At 59.5% G+C, this 22,417-nt stretch carries 23 protein-coding genes and 4 pseudogenes; 14 read left to right on the top strand and 13 right to left on the bottom strand.

Annotation, left to right across the window (positions count from 1 at the left end; all coding sequences use genetic code 11):
* Positions 1-396: 396 nt before the first annotated feature.
* The 9 genes from J6525_RS20460 to groES all read right to left on the bottom strand — a co-directional run bounded on the left by J6525_RS20460 (position 397) and on the right by groES (position 6,244).
* Positions 397-570, bottom strand: a complete 174-nt coding sequence (locus J6525_RS20460; protein ID WP_162136634.1) for a hypothetical protein — start codon at positions 568-570, stop codon at positions 397-399.
* Positions 570-797, bottom strand: coding sequence for a hypothetical protein (locus J6525_RS20455; protein ID WP_225646036.1), 228 nt, complete (start codon positions 795-797; stop codon positions 570-572). Before J6525_RS20455 ends, J6525_RS20460 begins: the two co-directional genes overlap by 1 nt.
* Before the next feature lie 233 nt (positions 798-1,030).
* Positions 1,031-1,957 (bottom strand): RNA polymerase sigma factor RpoH, encoded by a 927-nt coding sequence (rpoH, locus tag J6525_RS20450; protein ID WP_225646035.1) that lies wholly within the window; start codon positions 1,955-1,957, stop codon positions 1,031-1,033.
* A gap of 81 nt (positions 1,958-2,038) precedes the next feature.
* Positions 2,039-2,545, bottom strand: a complete 507-nt coding sequence (locus tag J6525_RS20445; protein ID WP_225646034.1) for a hypothetical protein — start codon at positions 2,543-2,545, stop codon at positions 2,039-2,041.
* 18 nt (positions 2,546-2,563) lie between these two features.
* Positions 2,564-2,884 carry a hypothetical protein gene (locus J6525_RS20440; protein WP_092083072.1) on the bottom strand — a complete coding sequence of 107 codons (321 nt, stop codon included), beginning with the start codon at positions 2,882-2,884 and terminating at the stop codon, positions 2,564-2,566.
* Positions 2,885-2,954: 70 nt separating this feature from the next.
* Positions 2,955-3,410 carry a small heat shock protein HspD gene (gene hspD, locus J6525_RS20435; RefSeq protein WP_225646033.1) on the bottom strand — a complete coding sequence of 152 codons (456 nt, stop codon included), beginning with the start codon at positions 3,408-3,410 and terminating at the stop codon, positions 2,955-2,957.
* 325 nt (positions 3,411-3,735) lie between these two features.
* Positions 3,736-4,062, bottom strand: coding sequence for a hypothetical protein (locus J6525_RS20430; RefSeq protein WP_225646032.1), 327 nt, complete (start codon positions 4,060-4,062; stop codon positions 3,736-3,738).
* A 201-nt stretch (positions 4,063-4,263) separates the two neighbouring features.
* Positions 4,264-5,886 (bottom strand): chaperonin GroEL, encoded by a 1,623-nt coding sequence (groL, locus tag J6525_RS20425; RefSeq protein ID WP_225646031.1) that lies wholly within the window; start codon positions 5,884-5,886, stop codon positions 4,264-4,266.
* 43 nt (positions 5,887-5,929) lie between these two features.
* A complete protein-coding gene (gene groES / locus J6525_RS20420) occupies positions 5,930-6,244 on the bottom strand; it encodes a co-chaperone GroES (protein WP_176936894.1) in 315 nt (104 codons plus the stop codon).
* Positions 6,245-6,480: 236 nt separating this feature from the next.
* Here groES and J6525_RS20415 point away from each other — a divergent pair, with 236 nt between their 5' ends.
* Positions 6,481-7,578 carry a trypsin-like peptidase domain-containing protein gene (locus J6525_RS20415; protein ID WP_225646030.1) on the top strand — a complete coding sequence of 366 codons (1,098 nt, stop codon included), beginning with the start codon at positions 6,481-6,483 and terminating at the stop codon, positions 7,576-7,578.
* A gap of 94 nt (positions 7,579-7,672) precedes the next feature.
* On the opposite strand, the pseudogene J6525_RS20410 reads toward J6525_RS20415, so the two are convergent.
* Both J6525_RS20410 and J6525_RS20405 read right to left on the bottom strand, forming a co-directional pair.
* Positions 7,673-8,786, bottom strand: a pseudogene (locus J6525_RS20410) (transposase).
* Positions 8,787-8,915: 129 nt separating this feature from the next.
* The gene (locus tag J6525_RS20405) at positions 8,916-9,926 is read right to left on the bottom strand and encodes a PAS domain S-box protein (protein ID WP_225646029.1); all 1,011 of its coding nucleotides are present in this window, start codon (positions 9,924-9,926) and stop codon (positions 8,916-8,918) included.
* A gap of 162 nt (positions 9,927-10,088) precedes the next feature.
* Between J6525_RS20405 and J6525_RS20400 the strand changes: the two are divergent.
* From J6525_RS20400 to J6525_RS20380, 5 genes and pseudogenes are all read left to right on the top strand, one after another.
* Positions 10,089-10,239 (top strand): annotated as a pseudogene (locus J6525_RS20400) (transposase); the annotation flags it as partial.
* A gap of 125 nt (positions 10,240-10,364) precedes the next feature.
* Complete coding sequence (locus J6525_RS20395; RefSeq protein WP_225646028.1) at positions 10,365-10,616, top strand: hypothetical protein; 252 nt, start codon at positions 10,365-10,367, stop codon at positions 10,614-10,616.
* Positions 10,617-11,663: 1,047 nt separating this feature from the next.
* A pseudogene (locus J6525_RS20390) lies at positions 11,664-12,112 on the top strand (Hsp20 family protein).
* Positions 12,113-12,510: 398 nt separating this feature from the next.
* On the top strand, positions 12,511-12,822 hold the full coding sequence (locus J6525_RS47270) for a hypothetical protein (protein ID WP_312009810.1): 312 nt from the start codon (positions 12,511-12,513) through the stop codon (positions 12,820-12,822).
* A 231-nt stretch (positions 12,823-13,053) separates the two neighbouring features.
* Positions 13,054-13,263, top strand: a complete 210-nt coding sequence (locus J6525_RS20380; RefSeq protein WP_225646027.1) for a hypothetical protein — start codon at positions 13,054-13,056, stop codon at positions 13,261-13,263.
* Positions 13,264-14,717: 1,454 nt separating this feature from the next.
* Here J6525_RS20380 and J6525_RS20370 read toward each other — a convergent pair.
* Positions 14,718-14,945: a hypothetical protein gene (locus J6525_RS20370; RefSeq protein ID WP_225646026.1), complete on the bottom strand. Its 228-nt coding sequence runs from the start codon at positions 14,943-14,945 to the stop codon at positions 14,718-14,720.
* Between the two features lie 218 nt (positions 14,946-15,163).
* Between J6525_RS20370 and J6525_RS20365 the strand changes: the two genes are divergently transcribed.
* The 6 genes and pseudogenes from J6525_RS20365 to J6525_RS20345 all read left to right on the top strand — a co-directional run bounded on the left by J6525_RS20365 (position 15,164) and on the right by J6525_RS20345 (position 18,773).
* Complete coding sequence (locus J6525_RS20365) at positions 15,164-16,264, top strand: DUF1236 domain-containing protein (protein WP_225646025.1); 1,101 nt, start codon at positions 15,164-15,166, stop codon at positions 16,262-16,264.
* 23 nt (positions 16,265-16,287) lie between these two features.
* A complete protein-coding gene (locus tag J6525_RS20360; protein ID WP_225646024.1) occupies positions 16,288-16,602 on the top strand; it encodes a hypothetical protein in 315 nt (104 codons plus the stop codon).
* A 271-nt stretch (positions 16,603-16,873) separates the two neighbouring features.
* Positions 16,874-17,083, top strand: a complete 210-nt coding sequence (locus J6525_RS20355; protein ID WP_225646023.1) for a hypothetical protein — start codon at positions 16,874-16,876, stop codon at positions 17,081-17,083.
* 139 nt (positions 17,084-17,222) lie between these two features.
* Positions 17,223-18,248 carry a glycosyltransferase family 4 protein gene (locus J6525_RS20350; protein ID WP_225646022.1) on the top strand — a complete coding sequence of 342 codons (1,026 nt, stop codon included), beginning with the start codon at positions 17,223-17,225 and terminating at the stop codon, positions 18,246-18,248.
* 42 nt (positions 18,249-18,290) lie between these two features.
* Positions 18,291-18,440: pseudogene (locus J6525_RS47520) on the top strand (CarD family transcriptional regulator); the annotation flags it as partial.
* A gap of 3 nt (positions 18,441-18,443) precedes the next feature.
* Positions 18,444-18,773 (top strand): CarD family transcriptional regulator, encoded by a 330-nt coding sequence (locus J6525_RS20345; protein ID WP_376708540.1) that lies wholly within the window; start codon positions 18,444-18,446, stop codon positions 18,771-18,773.
* A gap of 118 nt (positions 18,774-18,891) precedes the next feature.
* Here the strand turns inward: J6525_RS20345 and J6525_RS47265 are convergent, their stop codons facing one another.
* The gene (locus J6525_RS47265; RefSeq protein WP_312009809.1) at positions 18,892-19,053 is read right to left on the bottom strand and encodes a hypothetical protein; all 162 of its coding nucleotides are present in this window, start codon (positions 19,051-19,053) and stop codon (positions 18,892-18,894) included.
* Positions 19,054-19,874: 821 nt separating this feature from the next.
* On the opposite strand from J6525_RS47265, the gene J6525_RS20335 reads away from it, so the two are divergent.
* Positions 19,875-21,767: a PAS domain-containing sensor histidine kinase gene (locus J6525_RS20335; RefSeq protein ID WP_225646021.1), complete on the top strand. Its 1,893-nt coding sequence runs from the start codon at positions 19,875-19,877 to the stop codon at positions 21,765-21,767.
* Positions 21,757-22,371, top strand: coding sequence for a response regulator transcription factor (locus J6525_RS20330; protein WP_225646020.1), 615 nt, complete (start codon positions 21,757-21,759; stop codon positions 22,369-22,371). The genes J6525_RS20335 and J6525_RS20330 overlap by 11 nt, the downstream gene beginning before the upstream one ends.
* The last annotated feature ends 46 nt before the right edge of the window (positions 22,372-22,417 follow it).

Genomic DNA, 22,417 nt, shown 5'->3' with positions numbered 1-22,417 from the left:
GCATGAGCCTTTGGAATGACAGACCACCTGTCGTCGAAGGACTGCGCGACAGCAGGGGTAGCCTGAATTGCGATCAACGTCGGGACTGTTGCAATCGCGATCATTCCAGAAAGCGGACGCATGATCGGCCTCACTCAACAATCTAAATAACAACAGATCAATGCAAACCTATGAAGTGCGTTCCTGCACACGCAGGGAGCACCGGAAATTGAGTGCATACCGATACTTCCGAATTGTGACGCGCTGCAGCAAGCATGTTTTTGCCGCAGCGCGTCACGTTGACCGGCCTGACGGGCTGAGCGTCTCTGGCGACGCGAGCACCAAGAGCCGACATCGGCGCGCCAATGAGGGCGTTCCGATTACGCACTTGATCTAGTGGTGCACTTTCCGGCAAGGCTACGACACACATGCGGCTCGAAAGCGTTTGGCCGCCAACTCGCTCTTGCGCCAATCGGCCCGACGCCGATGCTCAACCGCCAACGCCTTCCGCGCCTCCACATTCCGAATGATCTGATCGATCTCCGCGCCATCCAGCGTTCGCTTGATGCGCAGAACCACAGACAGCGCCATCACGACTCGCCGTAAGGCATCAGCAAATCGCGGGCCGCCAAATCGCAGCGCTCAATGAAGCTCTCAATCGCCTCTTCGCTCCTACAGATTAGCATAGCCAGTTCGCGAGCCTGTCGAAGATCATCCACCGGCAGCGCAGGCTCGCCATCCAGCAGCATGCGCTCTGCCGCTCGGCCCGCCATGAACTCGATACACTTGATGTAAACGTTGCCGAACACATCAGCCACAGGACCACGATCCTCACCTGCTTGCGGCATGACCGAACTAAGCGCATCTCGGACATCGGAGGCGTCGCCCCGCCCCGCTCTTGCCTGGCTGCTCGATCTGCGGAATGGCACGGTCGTTATCGGTCCCATGCGCGAAGAGCAGCAAGATATGTCGTGCCGCGCAAATGGCTCCTGCCGCGGCCATGCTATTCGCGGTCATTAGACAAAGAATGAATGGCGTTAGCATCGTACAGTCAAGCGCCTGAGCCGAAACTGTGTTTACCGTTCCTTCGAATGTTGTATGGACTTTTCAGACAGGCTCCTCCTGTCAGCATCGCGGACTGTACCTTTTCAAATGACCGTTGCTCGATTTGGCGGACACGCTCGCGCGATATTTCGTACTCCAAGGCAAGCGCTTCGAGCTTCGGGGGATCTTCACTCAAATAGCGTGCTGTGAAGATATGCCTTTCACGGGGGCTTAGCTTCTCAATGGCTGCTGTCAGAGCTTGGCGCCGTTGAGCCAGTTCCTGGTCCTCGGCCAACGTCACGTCATGAGTAGGCGAAGGATCAACCAGCCGTTCGAGGGCATCGCCGACGTCGCCGGCATCCTTGTGACGTAAATTCAGGGACAGGTCGCCACGCAGGCGACGGTCCATATTCACGACTTCACGTTCGGGTACCTTGAGGTGAGCGGCGATCGTCTTGACCTGTTCTGGCCTCAGCTCACCGTCCTCCAAGGCGGAGATCGCACTCTTCGATTGCCTCAGTTTGAAGAATAACTTCTTCTGGGCAGCGTCCGCCGTGATCTTCACCAGCGACCAGGAGCGAAGAACAAAATCCTGGATCGTTGCCTTGATCCACCACATGGCATAGGTGGAAAGGCGGATGCCCCGCTCCGGATCGAATCGCCGCACGGCCTGCATCAGGCCGACATTGCCCTCGGAAATGATATCGGCAATGGGTAGCCCATAACCTCGATATCGCATGGCGATTTTCGCAACGAGACGCAGGTGGCTTGTCACCAGGCGATAAGCCGCTTCACGATCGCCGTGGTTTCGCCATCGCCGACCAAGGGTGGTCTCTTCCTCCCGAGTGAGGATCGGAAATTGTCTAATTTCCGTTAAATACTTCGTCAGCCCGGTGCCGAGCGACGGCAATTTCTGAGAAACAGCTTGAGACATTTCCCCCCTCGCAGCGCTCAACAAATTCCCCCCTCTGCCGCGCTCTCGTCAGGGTCGCGGCAGAGCAACGAAAGCATCGGTCTACAGGGCGGGACTATCGTCCGCCTCATGGCTGCCAAAACGTCGGCCTTCTCGGTTGGAGCCATTGGTCCTTCGATCCGAATCGGACTCCAGAAGGCGCAGGGCATCCACGATGTCGTCGAAGCTCACAGCTCCATCGATTGTCCAGTTCAATTCTGGATCGTCTTTCACGGCGCAAGCATCCGCGGCCCAAAGCGATAGAATGGCCCGTTTCTCGAACGAGGTGAGGTCGCAATCATCGACAACGTCCATCGGATGAGCAAACGCCTCGGCTGGATGCAGCAGCCGAGCCATCTCCAGGTTCATTGTTCGTCGGCGATCCGTCTGCAGCGAGAGGCGATCGGGAAACGTCTCGTGCAAAAGAGCCTCCACGGAATGCTGCTCTTCGCTCATCCGGCGTGCGATATACGCTCGCTCCAGGTCCGACAGCCGCGTCGCGAGCAGCCTGCGGTAGCGCCGAATATTGGCGCGATGAGCACGCAGGCGTTCAAGATTTCCCTCGATCATCACTTGTCCCCTTCCGGCTCAGGCGGCCAAGGTACGTTCGGTTGAGCCCAACCGACAAGGCTTTCCACCCGGAGGATTCCGGGGGCCGCCGTCGAGTTCGCACAGGGCCTCGAGGATTTCGTCGATCGATACGGGCTTCTTCAGTCCGGCGGGCGAGCGGAGCGACGGGCATGATGCTATCGCCGATGCGTCGGACGCCCAGGATGCCAGAATTGCCCGCTTCTCGGCCGTCGTCAGGCCGGCATGGCACACGACATCCCTGGGATGTTCGAAAGCGGTGCCGGGATGCAGGAGCGCGTTGAAGTCAAACACGTTGTCGTCAGCGGTCGTCGGCCGCATGGTATCCTCCTTTGCATTGACGACGAGCGGCAGCCGCGCGAAGCCTCGCGCGGCGCCGGTCGGAGCCTGCTTAGGCTGCCTTGGTTTCCAATTTCTGGACATTGTCGGCCGATACGCCGTTGATTGCGATACGGCGCGGCTTCATGGCTTCCGGGATTTCCCGGACCAGCTCAATCTTGAGCAAGCCGTTGTCGAATGCGGCGCTCTTGACCTGAACGTAATCCGCCAGGTTAAACTGCCGCTTGAAGCTGCGGGTGGAGATGCCGCGATAGAGAAAATCGCGCTCAGCCTTCTCCGACTTGCTGCCCTCAATAGTGATCACGTTCTGTTCGGCCGTGATCGCGATCTCGTTGGGCGCAAAACCTGCAACCGCCAACGAAATCTGGTAGCGGTCCTCAGACAGCCGTTCGATATTGTAGGGCGGATAGTTGTCCTCGCCGGCCCGCTGGGCCATTTCCGCGAGGTCAAAAAGGCGGTCGAAGCCAATGGTCGAACGCCAAAGGGGCGAGAAATCATAAGTGCGCATAGCCAAATCCTCCAAAGAGCAAGATGGTTACGAGCGGCACCGGACACGACCGGTGCCCGTCTCAACGGCCGGACCCATGAGGCGCCCGGACACCACCGTTTGGCGGCGACAAAAAAATTAGCAAAGTCGTTTTTGGTTTCAAGAGGGTCCCAAAAATTTTTTAGGGCTTTGGTCCCATAACCTGACCTGACGTCCGTGTCGTTAACAAGTGCTAAAGCGAATTATGCACCCGGCCCCGCATTCGGCAGCGCGGTTGAGGCACAGGTTCGCCGTCCTCGAGCGCCAGGGAAGCTGCGTGACCCATAGACGGGCCGCGCGTGGAGCATTAGCTCACGCGGGGGGCAGTCCCCTCGAGGTCGGACGGAAGACGAAGGACATTGGGTTCATTGCTGTCTGGCAACAGCAGCGTGTCCATCTTGAACAGCGGCGGGCTCGGTTTCCAGCTCATCCACTGCATCGAATCCAGATAGCGGATGGGCGGAAGCGGCAGAAGGTGGTTCGCGCGCTCGGGGATCTGTTTTGACGGACCGTCCAGGCCCCAGGCACCCGCCGGGAGCAGCATTGCCGCATAAGCGAACGCGCCCGCAATCATCATTCGGGCCCGGCGGGCTGAAGTCTCAGCACGAGCGGAAAGGGTATCATTTCTTGTCATCTCATCCTCCTAATTTCGGCAAGCTGATCCAAGCGATGGTCGGAAGGCTGAGGGCGAACATGAGCCAATGCATCACAGCCGCCCCGCCGTTGGGTGGTGGAGATTGCATGCGCCTGCTCATCTGAAGCTCCTTGGTACTATCGTTGCTTTCTCGTGGTGGATCGGATGAGCCCGGCCGTCGCCGGCCGGGCTCAGGGTTGATCAGAAGTCCATGGACTGCGCGGCAGGTGCCGTCTCCGCCTTCTTCGGCTTGTCGGCCACCAGTGCCTCCGTCGTGATGAGCAAGGCGGCGACTGAAGCCGCGTCCTGCAGCGCGGTGCGGACGACCTTGGCAGGGTCGATCACGCCCGCTTTGACCATGTCCTGGTACTCTCCCGTGGCTGCGTTGAAGCCCCAATTGTAGTCGGCGTTCTCGAGCAGCTTGCCGACGACGAGCGAGCCGTCTTCACCGGCGTTCTGGACGATCTGCCGGGCAGGAACCTGGATGGCGCGACGCACGATATCGATGCCGGCCTTCTGATCTGCATTAGAAGCTTTGAGACCATCGAGCGCCTTCAACGCGCGCAGAAGCGCCACGCCGCCTCCGGGCAGGATACCCTCCTCGACCGCGGCGCGCGTTGCGTGCATTGCATCGTCGACGCGATCCTTTTTCTCCTTGACTTCGACCTCGGTGGCACCGCCGACGGGGATTACGGCGACGCCGCCAGCGAGTTTCGCCAAACGCTCCTGCAGCTTCTCCCGATCGTAGTCGGAGGTGGTCTCCTCGATCTGCGCCTTGATTTGGGTGACGCGGGCCTCGATGTCCTTCTTGGCGCCTGCGCCGTTGACGATGGTCGTGTTCTCCTTGTCGATGACGACCTTCTTGGCGCGTCCGAGCATGTTGAGGGTTACGTTCTCGAGCTTGATTCCGAGATCCTCCGATATCGCCGTTCCGCCGCTGAGAATCGCAATGTCCTCGAGCATGGCCTTGCGGCGGTCGCCGAACCCGGGCGCCTTGACGGCTGCCACTTTCAAGCCACCGCGCAGCCGATTGACGACAAGAGTCGCGAGTGCTTCGCCCTCGACGTCCTCGGCGACGATGAGCAGTGGCTTGCCCGACTGCACCACCGCCTCCAGCAGCGGCAGCATGGTCTGGAGCCCGGAGAGCTTTTTCTCGTGGATCAAGATGTAGGGATCCTCGAGCTCGACCCGCATCTTCTCTGCGTTGGTCACGAAGTAGGGCGAGACATAACCGCGATCGAACTGCATGCCTTCGACCACTTCGAGCTCGGAATCGAGGCTCTTGGCTTCCTCGACGGTGATCACGCCCTCATTGCCGACCTTCTGCATGGCATCGGCAAGGAAACGGCCGATCTCGGTGTCGCCGTTGGCGGAAATGGTGCCGATCTGCGCGATTTCCTCGTTTGAGGTGACCTTCTTGGCATGCGCCTGCAGGTCCTTGACGATGGCTTCGACCGCTAGATCGATACCGTGCTTGAGGTCCATCGGGTTCATGCCGGCGGCGACCGATTTTGCGCCTTCCTTGACGATGGCTTGGGCTAGCACGGTCGCCGTCGTGGTGCCGTCACCGGCGAGATCGTTTGTCTTCGAGGCGACTTCGCGCACCATCTGTGCACCCGTATTCTCGAACTTGTCTTCGAGCTCGATTTCCTTGGCAACAGTGACGCCATCCTTGGTGATGCGCGGGGCGCCGAAGGATTTCTCGATGACGACGTTGCGTCCCTTGGGACCAAGCGTCACCTTGACCGCATTGGCGAGCGTATCGACGCCGCGCAGCATCCGCTCGCGGGCCTCAGTTGAGAATTTCACGTCTTTGGCAGCCATATTATCTGCTCCTTTCTCGAATGACTGTCAGCTTCCAGCTTGCTCAGGCGGCCTTCTTGAGCGAGGCGGCCTTGTCGACCACGCCCAGAAGATCGCTTTCCTTCATGATGAGGTAGTCCTGGCCGTCGATTTTCACTTCGTTACCGGACCACTTACCGAAAAGCACGCGGTCGCCGGGATCAACGTCGAGGGGCACCAATTGCCCTTGCTCATTCCGACCGCCAGGGCCCGCGGCGACGATTTCACCCTCCTGCGGTTTCTCCTTTGCGGTGTCGGGAATGATGATGCCGCCAGCGGTCTTTTCCTCGGCATCAATGCGGCGCACGAGCACGCGGTCGTGCAATGGACGGAAATGCATGCACATCCTCCTGATTAGGTCAGCGATGTCAAAAATCCGGGTCCGGAACCGGTCCCCGGGCGGAAGCGACTTAGGTAACGCACAAAATCCGTGCAAGAGCTTCTACGAAAATTTTGGCGCCTCATCCGAACGATGCACTGAAGGCTCTTGAACAGTCGACTTGAGCCAACCAGTTAATCGCCGCCACCGCCCCGGAGGACGGGGCGATAAACGCGGTGTGCTGCCGGAGAGAAACGATGCGATACTTGCGTGGGCTTGCGCGACTCGGGCTCGGCTCGACGCTGGTGTTAACCCTTTCCGGACCACCAGTTCTCGCCCAAATTCCAGACATCAACATCGGCCGCGTGCCAACCCTTGCGCCGTTGGTCAAGGAGGTGACGCCGAGCGTCGTCAACATCTCGGTGCAGGGACGCGTGCGTGAGGACAATCCGCTGTACCAGGATCCCTTTTTCCGGGAGTTCTTCGACGTTCCGAAGCAGCTGGAGAAGGAAATCAACGCCGCCGGATCGGGCGTGATTGTCGACGCCCAGCGCGGCTATGTGTTGACGGCAAACCACGTTGTTGCCAACGCGACCGCAGTGCAGATCAGAACCAAGAATGGCCGAAAGTTTGCCGGTCGCGTGGTCGGCCGCGATGCGCCGACCGATATCGCGCTACTACAGGTCAAGGAGCCAGTCGGGCTGAGGGCCATCGCGCTGGGCGACAGCGACGCGCTTCAGGTCGGCGACTTCGTCATCGCGGTGGGTAATCCCTTCGGCCTGGGCCAGACCGTCACGTCAGGCCTTGTCAGCGCGCTCGGGCGCACCGGCCTTGGCAAGCACGGCTATGAAGACTTCATCCAGACTGATGCTGCGATCAATCCCGGGAACTCCGGTGGCGGCTTGATCAATCTGCGCGGCGAACTCGTTGGCATCAACACGGCGATCATCTCTCCGGGAGGAGGCAATGTGGGAATTGGCTTCGCGGTACCCATCAACATGGCCCGCAAGGTGATGGAGCAGCTCGCGCAGACAGGGCGGGTCGAGCGTGGCCGCATCGGCGTTGCGCTGGAGGATCTCGAGGCGCCCGCTGCGGGTGTGACGCAGGGGGCCCGTATCAAGGAGGTCAGTCCCGGCTCGCCCGCAGAGCGCGCGGGCCTTCGCCGCGGCGACATCATTCTGAAGGCCAACGACATCCCGATCCGCAGCGCCACGCAAATGCGCAACCTCATCGGGCTGACCGCGGTCGGTCAGCAAGTGCGGCTGAGTATTGAACGAGAGCGCGCTACAGAGAGCGCCACGGTCGAGGTCGCACCGTTGGCCGAGCCGAAGCCGAGAGCGCGCGGGCCGGGGTGAAGAATGTTTGCATATGACCGATTCCGTCGAAAAAGGCTGGCAGTATTTCGTTGTAATAGCTCCGTCGCGACGTGGCCGAACTGCTCTACCGACCCTATGCGAGCCTCGGGGTGGGCATCGGGATCAGCTTGGCCATCTTTCGAAGGTTTTGGGCGGTGGCTGCGAGGATGAACTCGTCGCGCGCCCCGTTTGGACCTCGCAAACGCAAACGGTCGAGCTTGAGAATGCGCTTGAGGTGCGCCAACAAGCGGAGCCGGCGCGAGGTGCCTCCCTCCCACGATCTCGCGATGTGGCGCGCCATGTCGCGAGCGCCCTCGTAGATCGAGCGCGGCACGCTCCGTGAGGCCTGCTTGGGGCAACACCGAGCCTTCAATGTGCATCGATCACAATCGCGCTTGCTGGCGAGGTAAGGCATGGTGGCACCATCATTCACCAACGTTCCCGTCGTGGTAAGAAATTTGCCGCCAGGGCAACGATAGATGTCCCCAGCATGGTCGTAGGTGAAATCGTCGCGCGAGAAGATCCCGCCTGTGCGGGCCGACTTGTCGAAGACTGTAACGTGCGGCTCGATGCTCATAGACCAGCCAAGCGAGCATCTCGGCCGAGCCATAGCCGCTGTCGCCGAGGAGCCGGCTCGGATAGAGATCAAACCGCTCCAGTGACCGCTCAATCATGCGCTTAGCGGTCAATACCTCCGCCTGCCGGATTGCCGTCGTTGCCTAAGTCCCTTATCGCCTTCGATCGCCTTCTGCCGATTTGCATCGGCCTTGACTAGGCTCGCATCGACTGCAAATCCTTCGCCGCCGACCAGTCGTTCGATGCAGCGGCACAGCACGCTCTCGAACACGCGACGGAAGAGGTCGCTCTGCCGGAAGCGCCCATGCCTGCTCTTGGAGAATGTCGAATGATCTGGCACCGCCCCATCCAGACGGAGCCGGCAAAACCACCGGTAGGCCAAATTGAGGTGAACCTCATCGCACAGACGCCGCTCCGATCGGATACCGAAGCAGTAACCGATCAGGGGCATCCGGATGATCAGCGATCGAAGGCCGACCGATGCTGCTGTAGAAAAGCGCCAGGTCCCGCCGGACCTGTTCAAGATCGACAAACCTGTCAATCAACCGCAGCAAGTGATCAGTCGGGATATGTCTTTCGAGCGAGAACTCATAGAACAACGCGGCCTGTTCGACTTGCCGATGCTCTATCATGATCTTCAGTCCCGCCAACTAGACAGACTGAATCACCGATATCTCTGCGTCGCAACAGCCGCCATTTTCAACAGAATCGGCCATAAGCAGAAGTTGTCGCGGCGAGAGCAGCGAAGCTCGATTGGCATCTCACGTCGGAACGGCGATTTCGCAAACCAGCCCTTCCGCGCGCCAGTCAAAGAGCACCTTCCCGCCAAGTGGATTGATCGTCCCTTCGATGAGCCGACTACCAAATCCCTTGCGTTGGGGCGCCTTTACCCTCGGTCCGCCCAGTTCGGTCCAGCGGAGCACCAGCTGTCCATCCTCGGCGCGCGACCAGGCCAATTCTATCCGGCCTCTTGTGTTGGATAGCGCTCCATACTTGATAGCATTGGTTGCTAACTCATGCAGGACAACAGCAATCGCCTGCGCAGCGATGGGTTCTAACACCGTCTGCAGCCCCTCCATCACAATCCGCTTCTGGTGACTCTCTTCGAGGTAAGGGGCAAACTCCTGCTTGGCGATCGCCGAGACTTCGGCTCCTATCCACCGCGTTTCAACAAACAGCGAGTGAACATTTGCCATCGCTTGGATGCGCCCGCTGATCACTTCCTTGAGGCCCTCGGAGGTGTCGGACTGAGAAAGGTTGATAATTGCCTGTACGTTAGAAAGGATGTTCTTGCTTCGATGCTCCGCCTCGCGAGCCAGAATGCTAATCTGCTCCTGAGTTCGCTTCTGCTGGGTAATATCTCTAGCAATTTTTGATGCGCCGACGATGTTGCCGTGTGCGTCTTTGACAGGAGAAACAGTTAGCGAAACGATGATTGAGCTACCATCCCGACGTCGCCGGACAGTCTCGAAATGGTCGATGCGCTCACCTCGTCGGATGCGGGTTAAAATCTCTCGTTCTTCGTTGAGCCGGTCTTGCGGAATCACGAGTGTAATGGGCTGACCAATAGCCTCCGTGGCCGAGTAACCGAAAATGCGCTCGGCCGCCTTGTTCCAACTCGTAATAATGCCATCTAGATTCTTGCTCACAATAGCATCGTCGCTGGACTCGACGATGGAGGCCAGAAGATTGGCCAGTCGCTCGGCGCGCTCCAGAGCCCGCTCGCTGGCCAACGGCTTGAGTTGAAATCCCGACTCGTTTTTAGGCCCCAATGGCCGCTCCCCGAAACCCAGATGCTGCACCGCCGTTGGTGCCCAATCATAACATCAAACGCAAAGAGCTGCGATGTTTCAAGCTGGGTCAAAAGTTGCCCTTGGCGGGCAGACCGGGCGACTTCCGCTTTATGACCGCAAGCCAACGTTTATGAGTACACATACGCGTCGGCTCTCGGTAAAACGGCAAATTGCCAAACGCTGGTATCTTTAACGCTTGCGCGGCGAAGTGCCAGTGATGGTCGCGTTACGTCTCTTTCTGCCAGACAGTTGGACAAGCGACGTATCTCGTATGAAGCGCGCTCGCATGCCAGGGAGGCGGGAGGTCCGAATGGCGGAATCAAAATCAGTTTGATTATTCAACGATTTCAAGGCGCATTTGGAAAAAGTATCACGAACGCGCTCCAGTAAATTCAATAGCTTGGCAGTCGTTTCCAAATGAAGAAGCCCGTCCGCGTGCAGCGCGGTCCCCGATGCGACCGCGCGCAGGGAAGCACTGGTTGGATGGTCTACGACAGCGAACTCAAGGGACCCACACAAATCAAGAAAGATGGCCACTTTGCTGAAAAGCTGACCAAAGAACACGCTGAGATAGTAGCGAAGGGGCTGAGGAACCGAATTCGCGCGGCGGAGGTCGGGGCCGGCCGGCAGCATTCGCAATGCGTCAAGGCCGCCCTAAACGCACGGTGAAATGATCGTTCAGAAGAGACCGTTGTTCATCATCAAACTTTTAAATCCTGACGCATTCTCGGGACGTCCTCTTGGGACCATGGCTTAGCGGACAAAACTCTCTTCAACATCAATCCAACACCATCGTGCGTTGCAGATGTTTGCACGGGGTGAAATAACCCACGTTAATCCCCGTGATAATGCTGCCACTGTTTCCCGGCGGCGCGCCGCGGCGCTCCGGTTAGCGCTTGTCTCCTCATCGGATTCGGAGTGCGATCGAACTGACCACTCTCGTAACGAGGGACTGGTCATCGCGGCCTCAGCAATTGCCCTAGGGCCTCCAAGGTTTGCTGAGGCCGCCTCGTTTGGATTCGCAAATCCAGCACTAGGTACGTATCGTGCTGGCATGCCCAAATTCGAGTTCCGCCTGCAGACCGTGGGAAAGGTGCCCGGCCGGCCCGGAGTGATTCCACGAGATCACGTACGACGGCTATCGCCTGCGCCTCGAGCGTGCTGTCCTAGCCAGTTCGCCCTTCGGACCGCAGGCGACCACGAACCGTCGATAAGATCCGAGCGCAGGCAAACGCCGCAGGTGTCAGGGCTACTTTGCGTCTTGTGCGCTACGAGATGGATAGTCCGCGCGGCGTAATTCGGGAAAATCCGCTGGAGAGAAAAGTCTGAGGCTGCGCGGATAAAGAAGCGGCCCCAGCGACCGTGGAAGCTGGGGCCAAGTTTGTAGCTGGGCGTCTAGGTGCCGGTAGCGGTGCGGCACCGAACAAGGCGACCAATGCCAGTGGATGCGCTTCGTTCCTATGGAAAAAAGGCCCTGACGCATCCGGCGCTGCACCGACGGACGCGCTGTCCTGAACGGCGCAAAGGCCGATTATCCGCTGTGCATTTTTTTTGCTTGGACGTTCTTGACACCGCCAAATCGCGTTCTAATTCCATCTCCGCGCACGTCATCCGTTAAGGGTGCCGGCGCCCTGGACGCCAAACGGGTTCAGGCAAACGGGCACCGGTCGTGTCCGGTGCTTCTCATACCCATCTTGCTCTCTGGAGGATTTGGCTATGCGCACATATGACTTCTCTCCCCTGTTCCGGTCGACAATTGGATTCGATCGCCTTTTCGACCTGCCGAAACGGCCCAGCGAGCCACCGAAGACAACTACCCGCCCTACAATATCGAACGACTTTCGGATGACCGCTATCAGATCGCGCTCGCGGTCGCAGGCTTCGCGCCGGACGAGATCTCCGTGACGGCGGAGCAGAACGTCCTGACGATCGAAGGCAACAAAGTCGAAAAAGCGGACCGCGACTACCTCTATCAAGGTATCTCGACCCGCCGATTCCGACGGCAATTTAGCTTGGCCGACCATGTTCTGGTCAAGGATGCCGCGTTTGACAATGGTCTGCTCAAGATCGAGCTGGCGCGCGAAATTCCGGAAGCCATGAAGCCGCGGCGGATCGCAATCACGCAGCCGAGCCGGCCGCAACAGCTCGAGTCCGCTGCAGCCTGACAGCCGCGAAGCCGCGCCGGATCTGCCGCACGCGGCTTCAATCATTCAATTCTCGTCTTGGAACGGAGGCAAACATGCGGCCGACGACCGCGAACGTCATTTCCTTGAACACATCTGACCGCAAAGAGGCGCGGTTTAATCATCCCCGAGATGTCCTGGCGGATCTGTCACTGACCACGGAAGAAAAACGCGCTCTCTTGGCGTCATGGGCGTCTGATGCTGCCGCGATTCCGTGCCGCCCAGACTTTCGGGCACCTCGGGATTTACGGTCACCGGTGAAGCTCGAGGCTAGTCTCGACGCCCTATGCCGTCTCGGCAGCGATCCTCATCATCCGCCGGGAGGTAGACCCCGTCGTCTTCGCTCAACCGCGCGTCCGCTCGCCGCTTAGGAGGGTGACATGAACGACATCAACCTTCCGAAACAAATAGTGGACAGGATCGAAGCCCGCTGGTGCGCCCGGCAGGTCTCGACAAAAGAAAAGCGCGAGATCGTCGACCGCCAGCTCGAACTGCTTCGGGCGCATCGCAACAACATCCAGCGGTATCGATGGCTACTCAGCACACAGCTGAGCGACCTCGAGCGCAACTTTATCGAACGACGTCTGTCCGAGGAATCGTCGGCGATGGAAAATCTGGCGGCTGACATTCCCCTTCTCGTTCATGAACAACCACTCGGCACGGCCAGTCGATCGAAAGGTGCCTCACCATGAGCACGACGAAATTTCTGATACGTGGAAGCCAGAAGGTTATTAGTCACTATCAGTTTTTGTTGGACACGGCCCAATCGGAACAGGAGCGGAAGACGTTCGCGAAACGGATCGAGGAAGAGAAGCGGAACCTGGAACGGCTGCAGGCTGATCTCGCTCGGCCAGCCCAAGCGGCCTGATCGTTCAAGGCAACGTGGACGGCAAGGCTTAGACGGCATGAGGACGCCAATATCGGTGAAGGACCTGGAGCTGATCGCGCTGCGCGAGATTCGCAGTTTTCCCGGCGGTGAATATGTGTGCCATGTGGAAGTTATTCCATCGAGCGCGGAATGGAGACTTCATGCGACGGTCAGGGACGGCGCCGATCTCAACCGAATCCAGCACGCCGCGGGAGCCACGACGTTTAGATTGAAGCAACGGTATCAACTAAGAACCGATTGGTGACGACTTCAACTGTGAGGGGCGACAAAGGCCGCCTCAATTCACTCTGAAGAAGTGGCCCCAGTCATCCGGATCATGCTGGGCCAAGCCAAATCGCCGAGCCGCGTGCCGTATCGGTCTTGCCCTTGGCCAGCACCGGCACCGTCGAATGGGCGCCGCGCATGGACCAAACACGCCGCTTCCCGGATCGGTCCGGGCGCTTGGGGATGCTCGCCCTGCGGTCACGTGAGTAATAGAACATCGTGCTTGTTTCCACTACGGCGGGCGCCGTCGGCGGCGCTGCGACGGGCGGGGGTCATCGGCGCGCTAACCCAGGCGGGCGTGTCCGAAGATGAAGCCTCGCGATACGACGAAGGCGTTCGTCGCGGCGGCACGCTCGTCTCCGCGCGCGTCAACGAGCAGGATCGCTTGCGAACCGAGGCTGCGCTCGATCGGGCGTCGTCGACATGACCAAGCGCACAACGGGGTGGCGACGGTCAGGTTGGACGCGCCTTGATGCTGCCGGCCAGCCACTCACCAACGACCGGATCCAGCGTGAACGCGGAACTTGACGGCGAAGGAACGGGGCTGGGACGCTAAAAGCGAGCCGCTCCCAACATCGCCTCTGGTCCCGGCGTTGGCTCCTCGGAGCCGGGGCCTTTTGTGTCTCGTTCAGACCCTGATCTTGCGCAGCACCGATCGTCCTCCTCCCTGTAAGCCTTTTTGTTTGGGCGCTCGATGCGAGGATCGCTCGGAGATTCAGTCACCAATACGCGAAGTTCACCGCGGCGAGATCGTGGTACTGACGTTTCCGCGCATGCGGCTCGAAACCAGATCGCGACGCGCCAGAATGGCCACCGTTCCTTCAATGCCAGCGGCGCGCTTTGCTAGCGAGTTCGAGAGCTACAGATGTTGCTGACGAGATCGACGCCAATGTCGCAACTTACTCACTAAGCGCAATTTCCTTTCGGTAATTTTCTGGATTCCCAGAAGAGCTCAGGTAGCGCACTAAGCATGATGACCCGGGAGCCCATCATGAATGCGAACCACGTACACTGGTAAAGGTGACGACTGACGATCGGGAGCACCGGTTGTGGGCAGCCGCGACCTCGCGCCACAATTCCATCGATTACGTTCTAAATGTCATTCCGCTGGGTTGCACCGCTCGCCTTTTGGATCGGATAGTCGATCCCTATGAAGCGGCCCGACGAAGTGCGCGAACCTCCTGCATCATTCGCTGGCATGGACGAGTAGCGACCCTGTCCTTTTCCCTGTCCATTGTGCACACAACGTCGTCTCTAATTCTACTCAATTCACTGTTGGTTTGGAATGAACGGATCGAGGTCGCGACGGGTCAGCTCCGCCGCCCCTCTCGCAAAAAGGCCCGCTAGGGGGAAGCGCGCCTTTCGCTTAAACAAGCTTAGCAGCTCAATACCTGTGACGACATGGTCAGCGCTCCAGGCCGCCTCAGAGCGAATCTACTGCTCTGTACAGATCTTGGTGGTCTTCACGGCGGACTCGGCTTCGGTCTTGGTTTTGTAGACGCCGTCACCCACGACCGTCGTCGTGGTGGTCGTCGGCTTGGTGTCGACAACGGTGCACTTCTTTGTCGATGCGTCGCGCACAATGTAGAACTCGGCGGCGCTGGCGGCCTGGGTGCCGAGAGCAAAGGCGGCAAGAGCGCCGCACACGATCAGCTTCTCCATAATGTCCTCCTCCAGTGGATGCTCGTGGTGCGTCCCAACGGCGGATTTCGAGGAACGTTCCACTTTTTCCCGACGCGATAGCTCTTGCTGAGCTTGAGTTCGAATTCAGCAAGGCTTCTTAGTTTTTCGAACAGGCCACAGCTATTGCCAACATATCCCGAGTTGGAACTAGCCGCGTCAAGCATTGTTGTTGGCCACCACATTCAGGGAGTTTTCAAATGAACAGGCGTTTATTATTGGCTACCACTGCCGCGGCAGCGATCGCGACATCGGCCTTTGCACAGACCTCTCCGAGCACCACGAACTCGCATCCGCCAGCCGCGCAGCGTCAGCAGGATTCCACATCGACGACGATGCCCTCCTCGAGCACGACGCCATCGTCGTCTGCCACGACGTCTTCGGGACACGCTCAGGGCAACGCCACTTCGACCAATTCTGCTCAAACACAGTCGTCCCCTCCCGCGGCCCAATCATCCCACACCGGCGCCAACACTGCGCAGACACCGGCCTCGGGCAACTCGCCCAGCCAGGCGCAGACCAGCCAGCCATCAAACCAGGGCAATCCGCCGTCAAACCAGGCGCAGACCAACTCGCCTTCGACCGGTCAGACCCAGAGCGCAAATCCGCCGGCGTCGAACAACAGCAATCAGGCCCAGTCGCCGACCGGTAGCGGCTCGACTAACACGGCCCAGCAGCCGAACAGCCAGCGGGACTCGACCGACCGTTCGTCGAATACCAACGTGAACGCTGCCGTTAACATTAACGACCAGCAGCGCACCCGCATCAGCACATCGATCTCGCACCTCAACGTCCAGCCGCTGACGAACGTGAACTTCTCGCTATCGGTCGGCACCGCCGTGCCTCGGGACGTGCGCCTGCAGCCGCTACCAGCCGAGGTCGTCGAAATTGTTCCGCAGTATCGCGGCTACGACTTCGTCCTGGTGAAGGACGAGATCGTGATCGTGGAGCCGTCCAGCTACAAGATCGTTGCGGTCATGCCGTATTCGGGCCGCGCAACGGCGGCGGCGCCGGCGCGCTCCGAGCAGCGCAAGACGACCTTTAGCGATCGCGATCGCGAAGTGATCCGAAAGAACGCCAAGGCGCGCCCAGTTGAGCGCGAGCGGCGCACCACCGGCAGCACGGTTCGCACCGAAATCCGAACCGGCGAGCGCGTGCCGGACGACGTTGAGATCGAAGCATTCCCTGACGAGGTCTACCGAGACGCGCCGACCTTGCGAGAATATCGGTACATCAATCGCGACAGCCGTACCTACATCGTCGAACCGCACGAACGTCGCATCATCGAAGAGATCGACTGATCTCATCAGAAGAGGAGACAATCATGAAGATCATCGCCGTGGGCGTCCTTGGCGCCGCCCTTTTGGGATCGGCTGCGACCGCAGCTCCCCTCAGCCCCTCCGGAGTGACCTCGCCCGAAGTCTCCGGCATTCGCCAGGTCCGGCTCGTCTGCAACGAGTACGGTCGCTGCTTCCGCAGCCATGGTCCCCGCTACGTCCAGCGCTATTACGGCGATGACGGCTATGTGGCGCGCCGGAGCTACGGTTCCTACGGCGGACCCGCCTACTATGATCGCCGCTATGGTTATTACGACAGCGGCACCGGCGTCGGCTTCAGCTTTGGCGCCGGCGGCTGGTAGCCGCTACACAGGGGCCGCTCCTTCGGAGCGGCCCCTCCTTTGTAGTAGCGGTGTGGCGGTCCGACCTCGACAAGAGATGACGTCTTGAGGAAGCAGCGCGAATTCTTCGTCGGCGTGAATCCTAACCACAGGGTCGGCATCCTGGGGAGCACTCGAGGTCTGCGCCACAGAGCGTCCGACTAAGTTACTAGGCGCGAGTGTCAGGAAAAACTGGAAACATCGGCCCGAGCGCGAGTTGGCTTCACAGTATTTTTCTTGCTGGAGCCGATACATGGTCGACGACGTGCCGCTCAGAAGCGTGGTGGATACGGTTTGGTGCCTCTATCGGGCAAAACATCGCGATGTCGACATTGCGGACAGCCGTCGTTGTCTGCTGGAGCGTCACCTTCAAGGGAGATGGGAAGCGAACGTGAGCGAAGCCGATGAACTCACTGGATTCGGCCTGGCTTATCTCGACCGTCTTCCCAAGGACGAATGTTGAGGCTGATGGAGGAGCTCGTCAGGCACGCCGTGACCGGCAGCGCAAGACCGGAGTGGACGCTGCTGGTCATTGCTGAACTCGCTTCAGCGGCCATCGTCTTGCTCCTCGGAGCGATGCTTCCTATCTAACGGATCCATTGATGCGCATCGCTCAACTTGCTCCCCTCGCTGAAAGCGTGCCCCCGAAGCTCTACGGAGGCACCGAGCGCGTGGTGGCGTGGTTGGTTGACGAGCTGGTCGGGCTCGGACACGACGTCACGCTGTTTGCAAGTGGAGATTCCAGGACGAAGGGCAAGTTGCATCCCGTATGGCCGCGCGCCCTGCGCCTAGGACGTAAGGGCGTCGATCCCAGTGCAGCCTGTGCCATGCTCCTGGAAGCCGTTGCGCGACGCGCGAAGGACTTTGATGTGATCCACGCTCACATCGATTGGCTGCCGCTTCCGCTGCTTGGCCGGCTCTCCGTGCCCTTCCTGACCACAATGCATGGCAGATTGGACCTCCCGGGCCTTCCTGACGTTGTGCGTCAGTTTCCGGAAGCGGGGTTCGTCTCGATCTCTGAGCATCAGCGGCTGCCGCTTCCGGGGGCGAACTGGATCGCGACAATTCAGCATGGGCTGCCGTCGCATCTGTTCAACCCGTCGAATGAGCAGGGATCCTATCTGGCGTTTCTCGGCCGCTTCACCGCGGAGAAAGGTCCCGAAGATGCAATCCGAATCGCCCAGGCGGCTGGAAAGCCGCTGCGAATCGCGGCCAAGATTCCTCGCGGTGAGACCCGATACTTCAAGAAAACCATTGAGCCGCTGATCGATGGCCGAGCGGTTCACCTGGTGGGGGAAGTCGATGAGGCAAAAAAGCAACCATTTCTGGCCGAGGCGGCGGCCCTCCTGTTTCCGATTGATTGGCCCGAGCCGTTCGGTCTCGTCATGATCGAGGCCATGGCTTGCGGAACGCCCGTGATCGCCTACCGATCCGGCTCCGTGCCGGAAGTTGTCGAGGATGGTGTAACGGGCTTCATCGTCGAGAATGTGGAACAGGCGACAAGAGCGGTGGGCGAGCTCCATCGATTGGATCGGAAGACGATACGCACCCGGTTCGAGGCGCGCTTCTCGGCGGGCCGGATGGCGAGAGAGTACGAGCAAGCCTACCGCGGGTTAATCGCCACCTGAAGGGCCGGCCCCCCTGAAACGCGCTTTGGCTTCAAAGCAACTGACTCGATCGTTTACCCTGCACACGGCGTCGGACAAATCGTTGCGCTCGAAGAGCAGACGGTGGCCGGCGTTCGTCTCGAGTTCTTTGTCATCTATTTCGCAAAGAGCAAGATGACGCTACGCGTTCCAACGAGCAAAGCGACAAACACCGGTATGCGTCACCTATCCAATCCGGGCTCCATCCAGCACATACGACGAATCCTGGGTCAACCACCTCATAGGGGACGGGGCAATTGGCCTCGACTTGCTCAACAGTACGAAATCAAGATCAATTCGGGTGATATTGTCGCCATTGCTGAAGTGATGCGCGACCTCCACCGACGCGCTAATAGCCCAGACCAGAGCTTCGCTGAACGGCGACTCTACACGGCGGCGGTTGATCGCTTGTCCGAAGAAGTTGCTCTTGTAAGCGGCATGACCGAAGAAGAAGCCGGAAAAGAGCTGGAAAGCCTGATGACAGCCGAGGTCAGGCGCAGCGCCTAGTCGGGGCCTTCGGACAGTCGCGGCTTTGCTTCCATCGAAAACGACCGCGCGCGGTCAGGCGCGAGGCCAAAACTTCCGCAATGTGCCGGGCCACTTTCGCGTGGCCCCGGCGCGAATCTCATTCGGCCGCTTGCGAGAAGATGCCTCCACCCTGGAAATCGCTGGATGCATCGACCAGATCTTGCGGCTTAACCGTCCTCAGCAAGGAACGCAGCCAGTCGGTCGCGGCTAGCGACTGCTTGGCAGCTTCTGCCATGTCGACCTTCTTCATGTCCGCCAAGCTGGCCGCTTCCTCGCTCACGCCTTCGCAGACTGCCTCCAGAATACGCGCCTTGGTGACGCGTCGGCCGCCAGTAGCCCATCATATCGACGGACACGGCCTCCGCGAGCCGATCCGGGGTAGCAAGTGCCAGAGCGAGCCGAGCGGAGGGGATCGCCCCCCGGCGTGATACCAAATTCGAGCCGCCCGAACGAACCAAGGGATGAAGCGTCGCGGCGGGGTTCGAGTCAGTGGAGCGTTACCGCCTTTCCCCACACCCGGAAAACTGCGGTACCTTCTGCAATCAAATCGGCCGCTATGCCACGCGGGCCAAGTTAAGCTGACGCCGCGCGTGTGTGCCCTCGACAGCAACATGCAGTGAGGAACCCTGCCACAATCAAACTGCCCCACTGCCGCCGCCTGACATCTTCATGGGCGCAAGAAGAAGAGCCGTTCCCTCGAGAGGAACTTAGATACGGCATGAGGTCTATTGAGGCGTTGTTGAAATCGATCCGGTGAGCCGGAACGGTCGCGCGCTCCCGTCATTAACGCGAGCAGGAAGCCGCCCAAAGAGTATTCGCGGCTGGAACGTCACTGCGCGTTGGCTGCCGACGCTGCCCCTGATCGACATTCCCGGCAACAACTTAGCACGCTTGCAGATAGCTATCGCGTGCTCGCCGAAAGCGCTCGCGTTCTAGAGCAATCTGGCAAGGTCGTGAACCGGATGGTCGAGCGGAAGGAGTAACGCCGCGCCTTGGCCGCCCTTTAACCTAGCTAAATGCAAGATTGGTCAGGGGGCCTACCGTAGACCATCGCCAAAGGCCTGACGGGTCACCGTCGGAATGATCAAGGCACCACTGATTATTCTCGACGTATCGAACCCCGCTGCGTTTTCGGGAATAGGCAGCATCATCATTCTGGAATACACAGACGAGGATACCGCCATGAGGGCCGCCCGAAAGTTGACGGCCTCGCAAAATAGGTATCAAATTCATCCGGGTCGCTGCGAGGCCAGCGCAATGCCGTGGACCGATCCCCTTGCAGATCCTGATGAGTTGCGGCGTTGTATGCGCGACGTTGTCGCCCTTTCGATGCTTCCCAAGGCGTGGCGAAACTATGATTTGCGGCGGATGTGCGACAGCATCGCCGGCGCGCTATTCACGATGCTCCGCGCTGACTTTGTCCTCATTATCCTGCAGAATCATGACACTCACCTCACGGAGCTGCTCCGCTGTGATCCTGACTTGGATCCTGCAAGTGTGGATCATGTACGGGCCGTGCTGAAGCGCGAAAGAGCGACATTTGGCGGCGATCAGGGGTTTGTCGTCGCCAACGGATCCAGCGGCCGCAACCTGCAGGTCGCAACCGCACCAATCGGGCTAAGCGAGTATGCTGTGCTTGCTGCCGGCTCCTTTCGCGCCGCGTTTCCAACCAAAGCGGAACGATTGCTGCTCACTATCGGGGCTAATCAGGCGGCGATCGCGTTCCCGCACTGGTTGGGCGATGCCGACAAGAGACGATTCACCATGTTGGCGCAGCGATCGACTGACTTTATAGGCATTGCCTCATTGAGCGGTCATATTCAATACGTCAACCCGGCTGGCCTACAATCGGTGGGTCTTGCCACGCCCGACGATGCATTGCGACTTCGCGTACTCGACTTCGTATCACGCGAAAACCGGCAGGTCGTCCGAAAAACGATTTGGCCCTTGGTGCTGCGTACCGGTCAATGGAAAGGAGAACTCGATCTTGTGCACTTCGGGTCCGGACTTCCGATGCCGTTCCTTGTGGATTGCTTCAGGATCGACGATCCGCGAACCGGGCAACCGATGAACGTCGCAACCGTTAGCCGCGATCTCAGCTTGGAGAATCATGCCGAGGCAGAATCGCGCCACCTCAACGAAACTCTCGAACGACGCCTGGAGCAGCTAACAATCGAACTGGCCGCGGCACACAAAAAGCTCATGGCGGAAAAATTCGAACGTGAGCAATCCGATCTCCGCTTCCGGAGCTTGCGGGACGAAATGTTTCGTATGGCGCGCTTCACGGCAGCTGGCCACATGGCTGCGTCGATTGCCCACGAACTCTCACAGCCGCTCACAGCCATCATCAACTCGATGAATGCGGCAAAGCGGCTTCTGAACCGCACGGACCCCGCCAGCCTCGCGATAGCGCGAGACGTTGCGAGCGAAGCGACTGCCGAGGCGCTTCGAGCAAGCGAAATCCTCCGGCGGCACCGCCAACTCGTCAGACCAGAGGAGAAGGAACGACGAATTGAAGCATTGTCTTTGATGATTGAAGAAGCCGGCGAGCTCGCGTTGAGCAGTGCTGCTCCGCCCGGGGCAAACCTCAAGTTTGAACTAGACGCTAGAGCCACGCACGCATTTGTAAGTCGGGTCCAAATCCGACAGGTCCTGGTAAATCTCATTCGCAATGCGCTTGAAGCGATGGCAGATCAGGAACAGCGCGAAATTACTCTGGCGACAAGAGTAGTAGACGATGGGATGATCGAGGTTACGGTCGCTGACGTCGGCCCCGGAATCAGCGAGGATATAGCCTGCCGGCTCTTCGAGCCGTTCGTTTCAAGCAAGCACAATGGCATGGGACTTGGCCTGCCATTTTCACGTTGGATTATCGAGACGCATGGCGGACAGTTGACGGCAGAGTCAAAGGCGGGCGGCGGCACCAGCTTCCGCTTCACCATTCCGTCCGAAGGTGTAGGCGATGCCAATTGAGCGAACCGTCTACGTTCTCGACGACGACGAAGCAGTGCTTCGTTCGCTGGAACGGTTATTGAGTTCCGCCAATTTCGAGCCAGTTACCTTCGAGAGAGCGGATCAGTTCTTGGCAGCCGCCATGGGGTTCAAACCGGCATGCGTGCTGCTTGACGTCCGTCTGCCAGACACAAACGGGCTGGAAGTCCAGGCACAGTTGACCCGGATGCGGAGCGACCTGTCGGTCATTATCGTCACCGCTCAGGGCGACATCCAAACGGCAGTCCGGGCGATGAGGGCGGGTGCCAGCGATTTCATAGAAAAGCCGTACAGCGATCACGCGTTGCTTGGGGCAATCGAGGCGACATTCACTAAGGAGTCCCAGATCACGGGCGATCGCGAGGGCGCCGACGCAGTCCGGAGGGTGGCAAGCCTCAGCCCACGCGAGCGGGACGTCCTTGACGGGCTGATGGCTGGTCGTCCCAACAAGTTGATTGCATACGAGCTCGGCCTGAGCGTGCGTACCGTTGAGGTACATCGCGCGCGCATGATGGATCGGCTTGAAGTACGCCAGCTCTCAGAAGCCATCCGGCTCGGCGTCGTGGCGAGGCTTAGGCCTGGCTGATCCGCAGTAACTCGTCATTGCCGGCCATGATCATCAACAAGGCCGA

Source organism: Bradyrhizobium australafricanum (assembly GCF_020329495.1).
Classification (GTDB): domain Bacteria; phylum Pseudomonadota; class Alphaproteobacteria; order Rhizobiales; family Xanthobacteraceae; genus Bradyrhizobium; species Bradyrhizobium australafricanum.
Note: the sequence above shows the minus strand (reverse complement) of the source record. Positions and strands in the feature narration are given on the sequence as shown.